Below are 16,410 nucleotides of genomic sequence, written 5' to 3'. Positions count from 1 at the left end.
AACAATACATTTCACAACACCAAACCGAGGGATGATTACCTGGTCAGTTTGTGTCTTACAAGGATATCTACCAAGCTGATAGATGCGTCTTCCATATCGTTCACCAAAGAATCAATTTTGGCCACACAGTAGTTGTAGAACAATTGCAGGATAATCGCAACGATCAAACCGGCAACCGTGGTCAATAACGCAATCTTGATACCACCTGCAACAAGGGATGGTGAAATATCGCCCGCAGCTTCAATAGAGTCAAATGCTCCAATCATACCGATTACCGTACCCATGAAACCAAGCATTGGGGCTAAGGAGATAAAGAGAGAGATCCAAACCAATCCTTTTTCCAAACGACCCATTTCCACGGAACCATAGGCAATTATTGATTTTTCCACCATATCGATACCCTCTGAATACCTCATCAGTCCTTGGGTAAATATGGAAGCGACAGGACCTTTAGTGCTTTTGGTCACATCTTTCGCAGCTTCTATCCCACCTTCTTCGAGAGCAGTCTCCACTTTAGCCAACAACTTCTTGGTATTGGTAGTAGAAAGGTTCAATGTGATGATTCTTTCCAGAGCAACCGCAAGGCCAAGTATTAAACAAAGCAATACAGGTGTCATGTAGGTAGGATCTCCTTCGATGAACTTGTCTTTGATTACTTGGTGAAAAGTTGCTTCTTCGCCCATCACATCATCATCAGTCATTACAGGCGTCGGAGCGGGGGCTGGTGCTGGAGCAGCAGCTTCCTCGGTTTCTGCTGGAGCAGATTCATCTTGTGCTTTTGTGATAACCGGTGAGAATAAAATTCCGGCAAGCATGAACAAAGCGATTAACTTTTTCATAATGTAGTTTTTAATAGACTTTTAAAGGTTGAACGGTTTCTAATTTCAAATTAAGTTCTTAAAGTTATGGTTTTTTCAACTCAAATTGCAAGCCCTCAGGGGATATTTTCTAATTAAATATTCTGATTAACTCACTTTTCGATTCGGTCAAGGTAGAAACTAGCGGTCATTATTTCCTATTATCTTTAAGTTGAATGGAAATAAACGTTTCTCAGTGGGAGGTATATGATTTCAAATGATACGGAGCAAACTACCCACCAATACGAGTAAAGAACATTTTTTGCAGAGAGGAAGGGATTCGAACCCTCGATACCCTTTAGGGGTATACACACTTTCCAGGCGTGCTCCTTCAACCACTCGGACACCTCTCTGTATAGGCTTATGGTGATGAATAGTGCGACAAATAAAATTATAAAAATCAGCCCATGCAAATAAATAGGTGGTTTATTATCTAAAATTAGCGGGCCAAACAACTTCTACACGGCGATCAAAAAAATACCGAGTTGATAATCAACCGATTCATTTTCCACGCACCTACCCTCCCAATACCGTCATCTCTCCCGCCATGGGCGTTATCAATTTTCTTCTTATTTCACTTTCCGAGGTCTCATTGGCCAGAAGAAACATCAACTTGGTGACCGCAGCTTCCGTAGTAATATCTGCTCCGCTGAGGACTCCCATTTCCTCTAGGTCCTTGCTGGTCTGATAGCGTCCCTGAATTACCCGTCCTCCATTGCACTGAGACACATTAAATACCACTATCCCTGCCTTGACTGCCTTTTGCATCAACTTGAGAAACCAAGGCTCACTGGGGCTGTTGCCAGAGCCGTAGGTTTCCAATACAATTCCCTTCAATCCCTTTATCTTGATGCAGCTTTCGATGACCTTCTCCGTAATGCCGGGAAACAACTTCAACACGATCACTTGGTTATTAATCCCATTTACGTACTTCAGCCGCCTCTCTTCGGTCACGTTGCGGATGGCTGGGAAATTATAATCTATCACTATGCCTGACTCTGCGAGTGGCGGATAATTTTCCGATTCAAATGCATCAAAATGTATGCTCTGAACCTTCTTTGCCCGGTTTCCACGCAAGAGCATGTGGTTAAAGAATATACACACCTCCGGGACAATGGGCTTTCCGTTGATTTTTGAAATCGCAATCTCGAGCGAAGTCATCAGATTTTCCCTTGCGTCAGAGCGCATCTCTGAAATAGGAAGTTGCGCGCCTGTAAAAATCACCGGCTTGTTCAACCCTTGAAGCATGAAACTCAACATAGAGGCTGAATATGCCATGGTGTCGGTGCCATGCAATACCACAAAGCCGTCGTAGGTATCATAATTCTCGTAGATAATGTACGCCATATCTACCCAATGCTGCAGGTTAATATTGGAACTGTCTATCGGCTCCGGGAAAGAAATTACAGTAATACTGATGTTGAGCTGGGTGAGATTGGGGATTTTCTCCAGTATCTGCCCAAAATTAAACGGAACAAGCGCTCCCTGTGCATTGTAGGCCATCCCCAATGTACCTCCAGTGTAAATAATCAGTACGGAATGCTCTATCTCCTGTTGGGAGGCAGTATTGAGCCTTACGATTTTATAGTTCATCGTCGAGGTGATTAAAGACGGAAAGTGCATTGTAAGTGGTTTTTTCAGCGACTTCCGCAAGCTCACAACCCAGTATTTCCGAAAGGTGCTTGGCGATTACCGGGATGTGCTCGGGCGAATTGCGCTTGCCCCTAAACGGTACCGGAGCTAGGTAGGGTGCATCGGTCTCCAATACCACTGAATCCAAACCGATTTGCTTGACGATTTCGGCAACACCACTATTCTTATAGGTGACGGTACCTCCTATTCCCAAATAAAACCCCATCTCTCTTACTTTATTCGCCTGCGCTAAGGTACCGGAAAAACAGTGGAAAATCCCGGTAAGCCTACGGTCATAGACTTCACCGATCACCTCAATCGTTTCATCCATGGATTCCCTACAATGTAAAATGATTGGCCATTGCTTCGTCTTGGCCCACACTGCCTGCATTCGCAAGGCTTCCCTCTGCTCCTCCAGATACGCTTTGTCCCAATAAAGGTCTATACCGGTCTCCCCTATCGCTGCAAAATCCCGACGTTCCATCCACTGCTTCATTTGACCCAATACCACCTCAAAATCGGGATTAACGTCACAAGGGTGCAATCCAATGGTCGGTACGCAAACCCCTGGGAATTTCGCCTCCAATGCAAGCATAGGCTCCACAGACTCCAAATCTATATTCGGCATGTAAATTCGTTTCACACCATTCTCTAGACTTCTCAAGATCATCGGTTCCCGATCATCGTCAAACTTGTGCGAATAGACATGCGCATGCGTATCAATAAATATCATAGGGTTTCTGGCATTAAATTCCCAGGAAAGGCAGCCACCATGAGCCGTAGCTGCGATTTTTCCACTTTACAGGCGAAGGCCAAATATAATAAAGCAAGGTCGCCCAACTGCTAAATAAATAATAACTTTCAAAAAAGATTAAGTCAAAAATCGAAATTTTAGTTTCAGCTTTACTAGCAAAGGCACGAATAAACAGGGCCTGAACCGTGATTTTTATGACCCAACCGCTCAAAGACAGTAGAGGAAAAAAAAACAACCCGATCAAGATAAGTGGAAAAAATGCCATCTGACACGCCAACAGCAAAACCCAATACCAGGAAAGCGACATGGCCCCTTTCGCCCAACGTTTCCTTTGACGCATCAGTCCGGCGAAGGTTTCTATCCCGTTGGTTTCTACCAAACAGGCTTTTGAAACATGGTGTATCGGGCGAAAGCCTATCTGAAAAAGCCGTTCAGAAATGGCCAAATCCTCTGTAACAGAGGTCCAAACGGCTTCAAAACCGCCCACTTTGCGGTAGGCTTCCGCAGATATTAGCATGTTGTTGCCCATGGCCGTGAGGCAGACACCGAAATCCGCCACCACTTTTACGATACCCAAACTCAACCACCACTCTATCGCCTGCATCCGGCCAAACCAATGTCGGTCGCCCACCTTCGTTACGCCGGTGCAAAGCCCGTATTCGGAGCGAAAAGCAGCTACCATTTCCAGCGCCCAATCCCGCGGAACCCTGCAATCTGCGTCCGTAAACAAATAAATCGCTGCATTGGATTCCTTAATCAATTCGGCAAGAACACGCGCCTTCCCATTCTGACCAGGTCGGACTAAATCCTGAAAGATCCTGACCTTGCACTGTGACTTCCCCTGCACCCACCTCGATAGTATCTCTGGACTTCGGTCGGTACTTCCGTCGTCTCCGACGTAAAAAGTAATCTTATCCCTCGGATACCTCAGCTCATCCAACGCTTGAAGACAACCGGGTAGATTGTCCTGTTCATTCCGGGCGGCAAGAAATACCGAAATGGTGGGAAGCTTTTCGATGCGATAAACTGACCGAGAATGGTCTCTAAACCGATAGACAATTCTCCACCAAAGGATCGCATCCTGAAGGACAAGAAACAGGATTCCTATGCCAAGGAAAATCATACCTCCAATGGCTTAACCTGAAAACCTTCTCCATCCAAAAAGGCCAAATAATCAGGCAGCACCTTTTTAACCTTCCTTGCGGTCTTTTCCTGATCGTGAAAGAGCACGATGGATCCTGAACGGGTCTTTTCTTGGATTTTTCTGCAAATCAAATCTTCGGGCAACCGGTCCAAATAGTCGCCTGATAGAATCTCCCAAAGAACAATTTCATAGCTCTCCCTTAAAGTACGTCGCTGATATGCCGTTAACCTTCCGTAGGGAGGTCGAAAAAGGGCAGGAACTACACCGAGATTCTGCGCTAGTTGTTCCTGACACAACGCTACATTTTGCAGGTAAGTGGTAGCGTCTGTGTTCACTCCATTTAAATGATTATAGGTGTGATTTCCGATACCGTGACCCATAGCGACAACTTCCCTTGCGAGTCCGGGGTGCCGGGACACATTTTCTCCTACCATAAAAAAAGTTGCTTTCATATTCCACTTAGCCAGTTCCTCCAACACAAAATCCGTAATCCCAGGTACCGGTCCATCGTCGAAGGTAAGGAAAACCTGCTTATCGTCCCGGCTTCCATGCCATACCACACTAGGGCATAGCAACTGCAACCAAGATGGAATCCGAAAAAAATGCATGGATCAACTAAACCTTAATGTCAGCAACGTGATATCATCTCTCCTATGCTGACCGCTGGCAAAGGCATCCAATACTTGAAAAAAGCCCTTATGAAACTCGCTCGGGTCGTCGCACCAATTTTCGCTTACATAATTTAAAAAGCGGGTATCGCCAAACTCCGACTCCTCCAGGTTGATGGTTTCAGTAAGTCCATCCGTATACAAATGAAGGATAAAATCACTCAAGCCAGATCGAGTACCGGTCTCCAGAAAAGGCAACTTGTCGAATGCCCCCAAGATGGTCGTGCCCGCCTCCAACAACTCTGGGGATTTAGATCCCTTTCGGCAGATGATCGGGGGATTGTGCCCGGCATTAACGTAATCGAGTGTCTTTGTCTTGTAGTTGTAATAGCCTAAAAAAAAGGTAATGAAGCGCTCCCCTACGGTATTTTCGAAAATGGTGAAATTTAACTGCTCCACGATCACTTTCAGATCCGAAAAACTCCTCAATAGGGTACGCAAGGCAGCTTGAAAATTTGACATTAGCAAAGCCGCCGGCATTCCCTTACCGGAGACATCCGCTATGCAAAAAAACACTTCATCTTCCGATTTTTGAATCAGGTCGTAGTAATCGCCTCCCACGGTGCTATGTGGATAGTACGTTACCTTTGCTTTCAGCTTATCCGTTTGTGGAAGTACCGCCGGAAAAAGCATCCGCTGTACACTGCTGGCGATTTCCACTTCCTTGCGAAGACGCTCCTGTTCCAACTGCCGCCTTGCAAAACGTTTGTTTTCCAAAGCCACCACCAGGATGTTGGCCAATGCTTGTGTGAAGTCCAAATCCAACTCGGCTTCCTCTTCCTTTTTGCGAAGCAGCAAGATCGCCAGCATAGCGTCCTTGTGATATACCGGCACATAGATGTTGACTTCTGAAAAGGAATACTCCTCAGAGAGTGTCAAGCTCAGCTTTCCCTTTTCTTTGTTTTCCTCAACTCCGTCACCGGGAATCTCATCCGGAACTCGTTCTTTGATGTTATGCACAATACGCAACGAAAAGCCTCCTGATGAAGCCACATACAACATCAAACTCTTGATATTCAAATGCACCAGACAGGTGAATTTGAATATATTCAAGAGCACAGCCTCTGTCTTGTTTTCGTTGATCGCCTGGGTGATCTCAAGCAGGGCCTTTAACTCCAGCTCCTTTCGTTGATATTTTACCGTTTCAATTGTCACTATACCTTAGTTTTACGCCTAAAGGGCATTGTGTTTTAACAAACCTTTCTTCGTTGCGAGGTAATAATACGAAGCGCCGTTACGGTTCAGGTCAGCCCCGTCAAAGACTTCCTGATCCGGTGCATGGTAGCATTTGATATACTCCTTTATATAGAGCTGACCCAAGACAGCCAACAATCGGTGGTCGTCCCATCCGGTTTCCTCCTTTAATTGATCATATGACTGCAAAAAGTATAACTCGTCCAGTAAATCAAATTCGTCATCAGACATAAGACAACCTTGTTTTTCCACAAAATTAATGGAATAAACCACTTTTTCGCCCCTTCCAAGTAAAATTTCCCCGAAACGCCCCTAGCGCGACCTGTGCCACAAAAAAAGGGTGCAGTATGCCCACCCAAAGGACGTCAGACCAACAGCACGGCTGCCTATACGCCCTCAGGATTGCGGAAAGGACGAGACCTTCCCCGATCAACTTGACTACCCAAACGAAGGCAAATATCCAATATCCTGCTGCACCTGTAGCAAGCAAAAACGGCGAAAACAGAAAACATACGGGGAGGAAAAACCCCAAAAAAGACCCAAATACATGTCCAAAATTACCGTGCAACCTCCATTTGGAAGCCCAACGCTCCCGTTGGGCGATCAATTCGTCCCATGAACGGAATGGCTTGGTTTGCACCAGGGCATCAGGCTTTGACACAAACACCACCGACTCCTTCCCAAAATGGGCTATTATTTTCTTGAGCAAAAACTCATCATCACCCGAGAGGTGCTGAAAGTTCCCCACATAGCCTCCAACTTCAAAAAACGCCGCACGTCGAAAACACAGGTTGGCCCCACTACACATAAGCGGCGTCCCAAGGTGGAAGCTAGCCCCGGTGACTAACTGAATACTCGCCCATTCCGCTTGTTGAAATTTGGCAAACCAACCAGCTGCTGACGCTGACATAACCGGTCCGGCGGCCAATTGAACCTGTTGTTCCGCAAAGGCCTCCACCAACAAACCGAAGGGATTTCCGGCAAAAAGCACATCGGCGTCTGTCGTTACGATCAAGTCGGCATGTGAAGCTTTGATACCTGCCTCCAATGCAGGCTTTTTTCCTATCCCCTCGCTCTGAATCAACTGCCATGAGCAAATAGCGTGCTTTTGAATGAAATCCTGCAAAAACTGTAGCGACCCATCTTCGCTATGATCGTCCACCCAAATCACTTCCCAATCAGCCTCTATTGCGGCAAAAGTCTGATAGGCCATTTGCGCTAGGTTAGCCCGTTCATTCCGAAAGGGCACGACAAGTGCCACCTTGAGATTGTCCAAACCATCCACTGTAAAGGCCTTTCGCCTGCCGGAGTTCCTCCAGGCAAGCCACAACAGAAAAATCATCGCACCATATACTAATACATAAAGTAAAAAGAATGCCTGCAGCATGGAAAGGTCGGATAATTTGAAGTTCAAAACAGGGTACATCGCGTTATTTCCACTAACTTGCCGTGGTGGACAAAGAAGGAAAAAAAAGCGTAAAAGAAAAAATCATCCTTGGCATAGATCCCGGCACCAACGTGATGGGCTACGGGTTAATCATGGTCAAGGGAAATGCCTACGAGGTCATGCAGTTTGGCGTAATCCACCTTAAAAAATACGCCGGACATGAACTCAAGTTGAAAAAGATCTTTGAAAGGGTCACCCAAATTATCGACGAATACCACCCTGATTCCGTCGCATTAGAAGCGCCCTTTTATGGGGAAAACATTCAATCGATGCTGAAACTGGGACGGGCGCAAGGAGTAGCCATGGCAGCTGCATTATCCCGTGAAATCCCCATTTCCGAATATTCTCCCAAAAAAGTAAAGCAATCGGTTACCGGAAACGGAAACGCATCTAAGGAGCAGGTGGCAGATATGATCAAAACCCTTTTGTCTCTCAAGGAAATCCCAAAGCTCTTGGACGCCACGGATGCACTCGCAGTGGCTATCTGCCATCATTTTCATTCCGGACGCCTGCAAACGAGGGGAAGTGGAGGCGGCTGGAAAGCGTTTATTACAGATAACCCAAATAGGGTAAAATGACGTTTAATCTTGAAAAAAAAGCACTATGAAAAAGACCTCAAACCCATCTTCGGTATGCTTTAATCAGTATCAGGTCGCTTTGGAAGACCTGCGGGAGTTGATCGATCGGGCCAAAGCGAAAGGCCTTTTGGAAACCCAACGAAGGGAGATCGTACAACACTTCGAAGGCGTGCACGATCTTGCATTGGAAACCATGCACACTTATTTCCGTGAACAAGGACGTCCACCCTTTTCAGGTTCGAGGGATGCTACCGTTGAGGCCTTTAATGAAGATTTGGTAGACGATGGTCAAGGCTGGCTTGACATGATCATCTGCCGTATCAAATACAACCCGTTGTACCCTGGTGATTATTTGGGCTCTCTGAGCGATAGTGTGGTAAAAAATTACATCAATCTGCTGGAAAACTTCGAAAGAAACTTCAGGGCCAAAACAGAAAAATAAAAAAATTAGCTATCGGCTGTAGCGTTTTAGTCCCAATATACGTCATGGCGTTATCGGAAAGACCGAAATTATCCCAAATACCAAGGATTGATTATGTAAAATGCTACCGTCATGAAAAAGCACCTACCACAAAACCTCCCGTTTCCCTCAATCTTCCTTTACGCATGGATCCTACTGATAGGGGCAGTAGGTTGTCAGGATGAAGTAATCTCTACCTACACGTACACCACTCAGGTTCCTGTGACGCTTCAGGTGAGCTCGTTTAGAAATGCGGAGGTCGTCGTAGAACCCGGAAGGCCGCTGGATAACATCGGAAAGATCTATTTATATGGAGATTACTTATTTGTAGGCGCCCCGGGAGAAGGGATCCATATCCTGGACAATACCAATCCCGCCTCCCCAAAAAACCTGAATTTCATACCCATAGAAGGAACAGGGGATTTAGCCATCAACTCAAACATTCTCTATGCCGATAACTACATTGACTTATTGGCGTTCGACATAAGCGACCCGAGCAATATCACGCTGGTTAAAAGGGAAGAGGATGTATTTCCCACCATGTACAGCAATCGGGAGGAAGGAATCATCGTCACCTATAAGGACACAGTGATCACCTCGTCAGAGGGACGTATGTCGATAGGCTTTTGGGGTAGACCGGCCTTTCGAAACGATATGATGGCGTTTTCAGGAGCCGAGTCCGCAGGCCGAACGGGTCAAAGCTACGGGCAGGGAGGATCGATGGCCAGATTCACCTTGCTGAACAACCACCTATACACGGTAGACCATTACCACTTACGGGTATTTGACGTAGATGACCCAAAGGACCCCAAATTCCTCACAGATATATCTTTGGGATGGGGGATAGAGACAATCTTTCCTTTTCAGGACAAATTATTCATCGGATCCATGACCGGCATGTTCATATACGACGCGTCCGATCCGGCTAGGCCAAAGCAAATGTCCAGATATGACCATATTACCGCTTGTGATCCAGTGGTAGCGAACGAGACACATGCCTTTGTGACGCTACGATCGGGGGTTGCGTGTAGACTAGGCGTAGACGAACTGCATGTACTGGATATTGTGGATCCTTATCAGCCCAAATTGGTCAAGACATACCCCATGGACAACCCCCACGGGCTGGGACTGTCCGGAAAACACCTGTATATTGCAGAGGCCAATCATGGCTTGAAAAGCTTTGACGTAAGCAATGTGCTGGACGTAAAACCCCTGGAACACCTGACGGAAATCAAATCAATCGATATTATTCCCGGGCCAAAATCCCTGATCGTGATAGGACCGGAGGGCGTATGCCAATACGACTACAGCGATCCCGATAAACTTCGTAAGCTCAGCTGTGTCGCCGTAAATAACCCACAGATTAGATAAAAAATGCGTTGGCTTGTATGCATAGTATGGTTAATCACCCTGCCGCTTTTGGCTCAGGAACGAGGCGCCCCCTACGCACACCACTTGCAATTGGGAGTGTTGCAAGGTTCAGACGAACTCGGCACAAGGATCAGCCCGACCCTCTCTTCATTGCATGGTGTGCAGTTTCATTCCAACCACCTAGTGGGCTTTACCTTGGGATTGGATGTCTATCCACAAGTAGCTATCATCCCCTTTGGGATGGGATGGCGAGGCACCTTAAATCCCGAAAAAAAGACTACGTGGATGGGCGGATTCGACCTTGGATTTGGTTCGATGATATTGGAAGAAAGAATCGTTACAGAATGGAATCAGCATTCTTGGTTTGAAGGGGGCCTAACAGTACATCCATCCATTGGTTTTCGCGTCAAAAACAAGGGTAGAACAGCTTGGAGCTTTTTATTGGGCTACAAACAACAGTCGGCGAATTACTACGTAGGGCAACCACTGCCTGGGAATACCGGCACGCTGCCTAATCAATCAGATGCCTCGGGCTGGAGTTCTTTAAGAACAGACCGCATCAGGTACCGCAATCTCAGCTTTTCGGTTGGCTTGCTGTTCCTATAGATAAGCAAAGTGCCGACGAGGAAATCCCCTGTCGGCACTAACCAAGCCTCCACAAGCCTAGACCCCATCTATGTGAGAGTTATCGGAACATAAATCCAGAAGGCCCCCGTCCTACGGGGATAGTTTTTGTCATTTCTCCTTCCGAATTGACGACCCAAACACTACCGTTGCCCTGCCACCCCGCATGATCTCCTACATAAAGTAACCGGGAAACCTCATCAAATCCCAATCCGTAAAAATCACTCCCGCTAAAAAAAGCGGCATCCAGCACAGTCCCTTCATCAATGGAAACCTTAGCGACGCTGGACTCGCCGTCTGAGGCGGTAATGATAAATGCCTCGCCATTTTCTGCCAACGTAAAATTACCGTTATAGATCGCATTGGCCAGTGGGATGGCGATGGTCTGGGCGATGGAAAATGTGGCGGGGTTCAAGCGATGAAAATAAACATTAGAACCATCTACTGCATACAGATACCAATTACCACGGTGTTGCGCAAAGAAATAGGGCGCCCCCAATGGCACTGCTATCTCCCGAAAGACCTCCTCTGTATCGGGGGCAATTACTGCAATACTTTGGCCGGATGTGCATGCTACCCACACCCTACCGTTTATAAGAGCCATCCCCTCGGGACGACTTGGTACTGAAATCTTAGCTGAAACGCCCCCTCCCTGCTTACCAGGAACCACCGCCACAAAGGATTCGGGACTGTTCCAAAATTCATCATAAGGGCCAAAATCACTGATGAAGAGCTTTTCGCCCGCAACTACTAAGTCCCGGGGGATCTGCAATGTTGGGTCAATTACCGATCCAACATTACTTAAATCATCGCCCCGAACAATCTCCACCTTTCCCGTATTAGCTACCAGATAAAGGAGCTCACCGGCCTCCCTTACCTGCTGAATCAGCCCCGCAAAAGGCCGGTCATTCGTGTTTTCAAACACGTTTGCCTGAACCTCGCCGGATTCCGGGTTATAATGATAAAGCTCTCCATCGTTTGCTCCAAAAGCTCCTTCATTTACAATAAGCACTCCACGTTCAAATCGGCCAAGCGGTCTTTCTATCGGATCATCTGCACAAGAAATGGCAAATACCAACAGAAATAAAAAGCCTACATTTCCAAAAAAGCAATTCTTCTTCATAGTGTAACGATTAGGTTTAGTTCATAATTTCTTCCAGGCATGGGACGAAGCCTCATTACCTGATAGGCTGCATTCATCAAGTTGTATAGTTGAAAGCCGAGGGAGATTCTATGCTGCTTGATCGGCAAGTCATAACGCCATCCGACATCCAAGAGCCCATAGGACGGCAAAGCATTTTGATTATCCATACTGATGTAGCGAGGGCCCACCCAATGTCCGTTGATGAAGAATCCCAAAGCCTCCCATTGCATATTGACACCAAACTGAACCTTGTGATTCGGCGTGTAGGGAAGTTGCCTGCCCACCTCCTGCCCCGTCGCATTTTCCTGCTGTAGGACAATGGCGTTGGTCCATGCCCACGAGCCCGTCAGACCCAATTCCCAGCGCTTTATTCGGTATTTGGCTGAAGTCATGAAATCCAGTCCATGACTGGCCACTTCGCGGATATTTTCGGGACGCCAATAAGCTGCACCGGGCATCCAGATAATCCAATTGTCAACCCGCATCCGGTAGTAGGTAAGTCGCGTTTCCCATTTCTTACCGGTCACTTCATACCGGTATAGGGCTCCTATCTCCGCGCTCAGCGCCGATTCCGACCTCAATTCCGGATTTCCACCAGGCTTCCAAAACCGATCATTTAGCGTCGGTACTTTATAGCTACGCGAAGCAGCCATTTTTCCGATAACGCGATGTTCACCGCCTTTCAAAAGCTCCCAATCCACCCCAATACTTGGCGTGAAAGGAGCCAATTCCTCCCCATAGATCTGCTGTCGGAGGCTAAGAGAAATAGTAAGGGGTTGTACGGGAGAGTAGTTGGTCGCATGGTATACTTCCAACCGCTGTTCTGAGGTGGAATACGTACTCAGATCCCCCCTTAAATGGGTAGCTCTAATCCCGGATTTAAATTCCCATGCGGATCGCAGAGACCAGTCCAGCTCTCCGGCGACCAAAAACTGATCCGTTACGGTCTTTTCGGATCGGTTAAATACCATTTCGTCCCTCACCCACCCGGCCTTTACGTTTAGGTGACTATTTTCGGTACTTTGGTTAAAATCAAGTACCCAGCGAAGGCTTTGATCTGATTGAACGTCTCTGGTATTTGACCCGATTAATGGCTGGATTTGCCGGTCGGCTGCATTCCACCATATCGAACTGCTCAACTGACTCCGCGAGTTCAGCATCCATCGAAAATCCTGGACTATTCCGGACAGTAGAATGGCAGCATGCGCCTGCTTCTCGGTTGGCGTGCCGGGCTTTGCAAGATTTCGATAAGGATAGCGGTTGGCCGCAGCCTTTCGGTATACACGCGTTCTGGATTGGAAACGGCTGTTGGCATACCCCCCGGAAAACTCCTGCCTATGCAAGCCAAAACTGCCCACGCCTCCGGACACCTCCACATTCCATCCCTTTTTCCATGCGGGATGGGAAGTAAGATGCACTGATCCGCCTATGGCATCGGTACCATAGTTCGCTCCACTACTGCCAAAGTGAATTTCCAACTTATCCAATCCGGAAAGAGGAATGACGGACAGGTCCATCTGCCCCAGCGAGGGGGAGTTTATAGGCAGTCCATTCCAAAAAAATGCGTTGTGTCCGGCAGAGGTCCCCCGCATCGTCAATGAACCTACCATTCCCGGACCATATTGACGCACAAACAACCCTGAGTGACGTTGTAAAAGTTCGGAGAGCGTATTTCCTCTACTTTCCCGCAGCACCAAACCATCAACGGAAATGATCTGCTGACCTTTGGCAAACCGATCCAAAGGAACCGAGACGACCTCTACCTGTTGCAGCGTAACTGTATCTGATGGGACCGGAACGATCCCTGCAAACAGCTGTACAAAAAACCCAAAAACAAAACCGAGCATCAATTCCTCCGATATTTAGCGTAAACCACCTATTTCGCTATTCGGATACCCCAATGATTGGAAAAGGAAAAACGATGCCCCTGGCTCATTCGCAGGAATGAACATAAGATAGCACATGCGGACATGAAGCCGATCTATGACAAGGTTTTCTTATTCCCAAGCCTTTCACCCGAAAGCTCTGAATAGTCAAAATCTGGCAGGTCTCCTGGCTTCCTTGGATTTGCTGGCCTTCTCACTTCGTTTGAAAGAAGCAATGGCATAGTGGCACAAATCACTTATCGGTAGGTCCGATACAGGTTACAGTTGCGGGGACAGCTTCGGCATGTAACCGAATTCCCTTTTAATTCTTTACTCTGAACAGAGCGTAGAAACCAAATTTCAGCACAAACATAAGTCAAAAAGAAAGATTTAAAAACAAGCTGCATAAGGAATCTTTTTGGATACGGAAAAAACAATGGCTTATTTTGAAACAAAAAGATCGTTTCCGTGAGGATTTACACTAATCGTTTGGTTTTGATTTGCTGGGTAGCTGTCTGGTTGTTTGCCTGTGATCGGAAAGAGCAGCAGCATGCTACTGCTGATTGGCAGCCTATTCCTGTGCAATTTGCGGAGGGATTCTCCATCCGCACGTCAAACGGCGCCGTGTGGATAGAAATTCACGAAGCTTTTCCAAATGCAACCCGATCCTACCACTACCTCGTTTTACCGGAACAAGCAATCTACACGGATTCCATTTCACCAAAAGGCTTCGACGCTGTAATCACACTCCCCAGCAAACAGCTCGCGTTTACCTCCACCACCCATATACCACATCTGGAACTACTGGATTGTAGCGAGTTACTTGCTGGCTTCCCAAATACCCACCTAATATCCTCTCAACCCCAGCGGCAGAGAATCGAGCAGGGCCTTGTCAAAGAACTTGGTAAAGGAGATCTATTAAATATAGAGTCGGTACTGGATCTCTCCCCTGATTGGATAATGGTATCTACCCTTGGCAAGGACATGGCATCCCTCGACATCTTATCCAACGCAGGCATATCTGTGATACTGAATGGAGATTATATAGAGAAGCACCCGTTGGGAGTAGCAGAATGGATTAAAGTAACAGGTGCCTTAACGGGCCAACTGGCTGAAGCAACCCGACAATTTGAAAAAATCTCGGATGCTTACGCACAAGCCGAAACATTGGTAATAAATAGCGGGATTTCGGTACCCCCCAAAGTGATGTCAGGTGTCATGTACAACGATAGTTGGTATGCACCGGGAGCCGAATCCTGGGTGAGTGTACTGCTGGATCACGCCGGAGGAGATTACTTGTTGAACGAATTGGAAGGCAAAGGAAGTTTGCCGCTGAGCTACGAGTACGTGTTAGACCGTGCAGAGAAGGCAGATTTTTGGATTGGTGCAGCGGACTATACTTCCAGGAAGGCACTTCTTGCCAGTGATAGCAGGTACCAGGCCTTTCTGCCGTTTCAATCCGGCAATATCTACACGTACACCGCTGGAAAAGGGGCTACTGGTGGCCTATTATATTTCGAACTGGGCTATGCCCGACCGGACTTAGTGCTTAGGGATTTGATAAAGATCATCCATCCTGAATTAATGCCGGAACATGTCCTGTATTTCTATGAAAAACTGAATGAAAACTAATCCCCCTTCCCACCTGCTTTTCTGGCTTGGAATCGCTTTACTTCTTCTCCTTTGGTTAACCAATGTGAGTTTGGGCTCCGTTTGGATTCCGGTGCAGGAAATCTTAGGTAGGGCGATAGGGACCCCTTTTTCAAAGACCTCTTGGGAGATTATCATCGTTGACTACCGATTGCCAAAATCCCTCACTGCCATATTAGCAGGCATATGCCTTTCCTTAAGTGGTTTGCAAATGCAGACCTTTTTCAGAAATCCGCTAGCCGGGCCCTATGTACTCGGAATCAGTGCGGGAGCAGGGCTGGGCGTGGCACTATGGATGATGGCTGCATCGCTAGTACCCACCGCGGGATCGGCCTGGGCCCTTGGTCCTTGGCAGCTCTTTTTTTCTGCGGCGTTAGGCGCATTTGGCGTGATGCTACTGATCAGCATGGCTGCTTGGAAAGTAAAGGACAGTATGACCTTATTAATTATCGGATTAATGTTTGGTAGTTTTACTTCGTCAATCGTGGCGCTACTTGCCTACTTTTCTGAGGCAGAACAGTTAAAGCTTTATACCGTATGGACCATGGGAAGCCTAGGCAGTACCGGATGGCCACAGCTGGGCATTTTTGGCTTGGCTACACTACTTGGGATTATTCCGCTGATTGAGTCCATTAAATCCTATAACGGTATGCTGCTGGGAGAAAATTACGCTCAAAGCATGGGCATCCATATCGGGCGACTACGTTGGAAAATGATCATCAGCACCGGTATATTAACCGGTTCGGCCACGGCATTTTGTGGGCCGATAGGCTTTATTGGAATTGCGGTACCCCATGTGGCCCGCCTGCTTTTTCAGACATCCGACCACCGGACCCTGGCGATCGCTTCTGCCTTGCTAGGCGCTATCGTGCTGCTGGCCTGCGACACGATCAGCCAAGTACCTGGATCTGCTCAGACATTGCCCATCAATGTGATCACTTCCTTTATAGGCGCCCCTGTGGTGATTTGGCTGATCGTAAAAAGAAACCTAAGCAGGGAATTTTAACACAAATAATCCGAAC

16 protein-coding genes, 1 tRNA gene and 1 riboswitch are annotated in these 16,410 nt (G+C 47.2%); of the genes, 6 read left to right on the top strand and 11 right to left on the bottom strand.

All coding sequences use genetic code 11. The annotated features are described in order from the left end of the window. Positions 1 to 35: 35 nt before the first annotated feature. The 9 genes from IAQ59_RS09745 to IAQ59_RS09705 form a co-directional block, all read right to left on the bottom strand. Positions 36 to 839 carry a MotA/TolQ/ExbB proton channel family protein gene (locus IAQ59_RS09745; RefSeq protein WP_209330603.1) on the bottom strand — a complete coding sequence of 268 codons (804 nt, stop codon included), beginning with the start codon at positions 837 to 839 and terminating at the stop codon, positions 36 to 38. Positions 840 to 1,122: 283 nt separating this feature from the next. Then, a tRNA-Ser gene (locus IAQ59_RS09740) sits at positions 1,123 to 1,210 on the bottom strand. Between the two features lie 163 nt (positions 1,211 to 1,373). After that, positions 1,374 to 2,450, bottom strand: coding sequence for an asparaginase (locus IAQ59_RS09735; protein ID WP_209330602.1), 1,077 nt, complete (start codon positions 2,448 to 2,450; stop codon positions 1,374 to 1,376). Beyond that, on the bottom strand, positions 2,440 to 3,222 hold the full coding sequence (locus tag IAQ59_RS09730) for a TatD family hydrolase (protein ID WP_209330601.1): 783 nt from the start codon (positions 3,220 to 3,222) through the stop codon (positions 2,440 to 2,442). Before IAQ59_RS09730 ends, IAQ59_RS09735 begins: the two co-directional genes overlap by 11 nt. A gap of 13 nt (positions 3,223 to 3,235) precedes the next feature. After that, positions 3,236 to 4,366: a glycosyltransferase family 2 protein gene (locus IAQ59_RS09725; protein ID WP_209330600.1), complete on the bottom strand. Its 1,131-nt coding sequence runs from the start codon at positions 4,364 to 4,366 to the stop codon at positions 3,236 to 3,238. Beyond that, positions 4,363 to 4,995: a polysaccharide deacetylase family protein gene (locus tag IAQ59_RS09720; RefSeq protein WP_209330599.1), complete on the bottom strand. Its 633-nt coding sequence runs from the start codon at positions 4,993 to 4,995 to the stop codon at positions 4,363 to 4,365. Before IAQ59_RS09720 ends, IAQ59_RS09725 begins: the two co-directional genes overlap by 4 nt. 3 nt (positions 4,996 to 4,998) lie before the next feature. Beyond that, the gene (locus IAQ59_RS09715; protein ID WP_209330598.1) at positions 4,999 to 6,210 is read right to left on the bottom strand and encodes a PP2C family protein-serine/threonine phosphatase; all 1,212 of its coding nucleotides are present in this window, start codon (positions 6,208 to 6,210) and stop codon (positions 4,999 to 5,001) included. Positions 6,211 to 6,228: 18 nt separating this feature from the next. Beyond that, positions 6,229 to 6,480 (bottom strand): hypothetical protein, encoded by a 252-nt coding sequence (locus IAQ59_RS09710; RefSeq protein ID WP_209330597.1) that lies wholly within the window; start codon positions 6,478 to 6,480, stop codon positions 6,229 to 6,231. 25 nt (positions 6,481 to 6,505) lie between these two features. Beyond that, entirely contained in the window at positions 6,506 to 7,663 is a 1,158-nt protein-coding gene (locus IAQ59_RS09705; RefSeq protein ID WP_209330596.1) for a glycosyltransferase, read from the bottom strand. 38 nt (positions 7,664 to 7,701) lie between these two features. Here IAQ59_RS09705 and ruvC point away from each other — a divergent pair, with 38 nt between their 5' ends. From ruvC to IAQ59_RS09685, 4 genes are all read left to right on the top strand, one after another. After that, positions 7,702 to 8,274: a crossover junction endodeoxyribonuclease RuvC gene (gene ruvC / locus IAQ59_RS09700; protein ID WP_209330595.1), complete on the top strand. Its 573-nt coding sequence runs from the start codon at positions 7,702 to 7,704 to the stop codon at positions 8,272 to 8,274. Positions 8,275 to 8,299: 25 nt separating this feature from the next. Beyond that, on the top strand, positions 8,300 to 8,716 hold the full coding sequence (locus IAQ59_RS09695; protein WP_209330594.1) for a nucleotidyltransferase substrate binding protein: 417 nt from the start codon (positions 8,300 to 8,302) through the stop codon (positions 8,714 to 8,716). A gap of 111 nt (positions 8,717 to 8,827) precedes the next feature. Beyond that, a complete protein-coding gene (locus tag IAQ59_RS09690) occupies positions 8,828 to 10,105 on the top strand; it encodes an LVIVD repeat-containing protein (protein ID WP_209330593.1) in 1,278 nt (425 codons plus the stop codon). 3 nt (positions 10,106 to 10,108) lie between these two features. Continuing rightward, positions 10,109 to 10,711: a hypothetical protein gene (locus tag IAQ59_RS09685; protein ID WP_209330592.1), complete on the top strand. Its 603-nt coding sequence runs from the start codon at positions 10,109 to 10,111 to the stop codon at positions 10,709 to 10,711. A 79-nt stretch (positions 10,712 to 10,790) separates the two neighbouring features. On the opposite strand, the gene IAQ59_RS09680 is transcribed toward IAQ59_RS09685, so the two are convergent. Both IAQ59_RS09680 and IAQ59_RS09675 read right to left on the bottom strand, forming a co-directional pair. After that, the gene (locus IAQ59_RS09680) at positions 10,791 to 11,852 is read right to left on the bottom strand and encodes a DUF5074 domain-containing protein (RefSeq protein ID WP_209330591.1); all 1,062 of its coding nucleotides are present in this window, start codon (positions 11,850 to 11,852) and stop codon (positions 10,791 to 10,793) included. Next, positions 11,849 to 13,720 (bottom strand): TonB-dependent receptor, encoded by a 1,872-nt coding sequence (locus IAQ59_RS09675; protein ID WP_209330590.1) that lies wholly within the window; start codon positions 13,718 to 13,720, stop codon positions 11,849 to 11,851. Before IAQ59_RS09675 ends, IAQ59_RS09680 begins: the two co-directional genes overlap by 4 nt. Before the next feature lie 178 nt (positions 13,721 to 13,898). Then, a riboswitch (cobalamin riboswitch) is annotated at positions 13,899 to 14,111 on the bottom strand. A gap of 122 nt (positions 14,112 to 14,233) precedes the next feature. Between IAQ59_RS09675 and IAQ59_RS09670 the strand changes: the two genes are divergently transcribed. Together IAQ59_RS09670 and IAQ59_RS09665 are read left to right on the top strand one after the other, a co-directional pair. Then, on the top strand, positions 14,234 to 15,370 hold the full coding sequence (locus IAQ59_RS09670; protein WP_245189525.1) for an ABC transporter substrate-binding protein: 1,137 nt from the start codon (positions 14,234 to 14,236) through the stop codon (positions 15,368 to 15,370). Further along, positions 15,360 to 16,394, top strand: a complete 1,035-nt coding sequence (locus IAQ59_RS09665) for an iron ABC transporter permease (protein WP_209330588.1) — start codon at positions 15,360 to 15,362, stop codon at positions 16,392 to 16,394. Before IAQ59_RS09670 ends, IAQ59_RS09665 begins: the two co-directional genes overlap by 11 nt. Positions 16,395 to 16,410 lie beyond the last annotated feature (16 nt).

This window comes from Lunatimonas salinarum, assembly GCF_017811155.1.
GTDB classification, from domain to species: Bacteria; Bacteroidota; Bacteroidia; order Cytophagales; family Cyclobacteriaceae; genus Lunatimonas; species Lunatimonas salinarum.
This window is presented reverse-complemented; position numbering and strand designations above follow the sequence as displayed.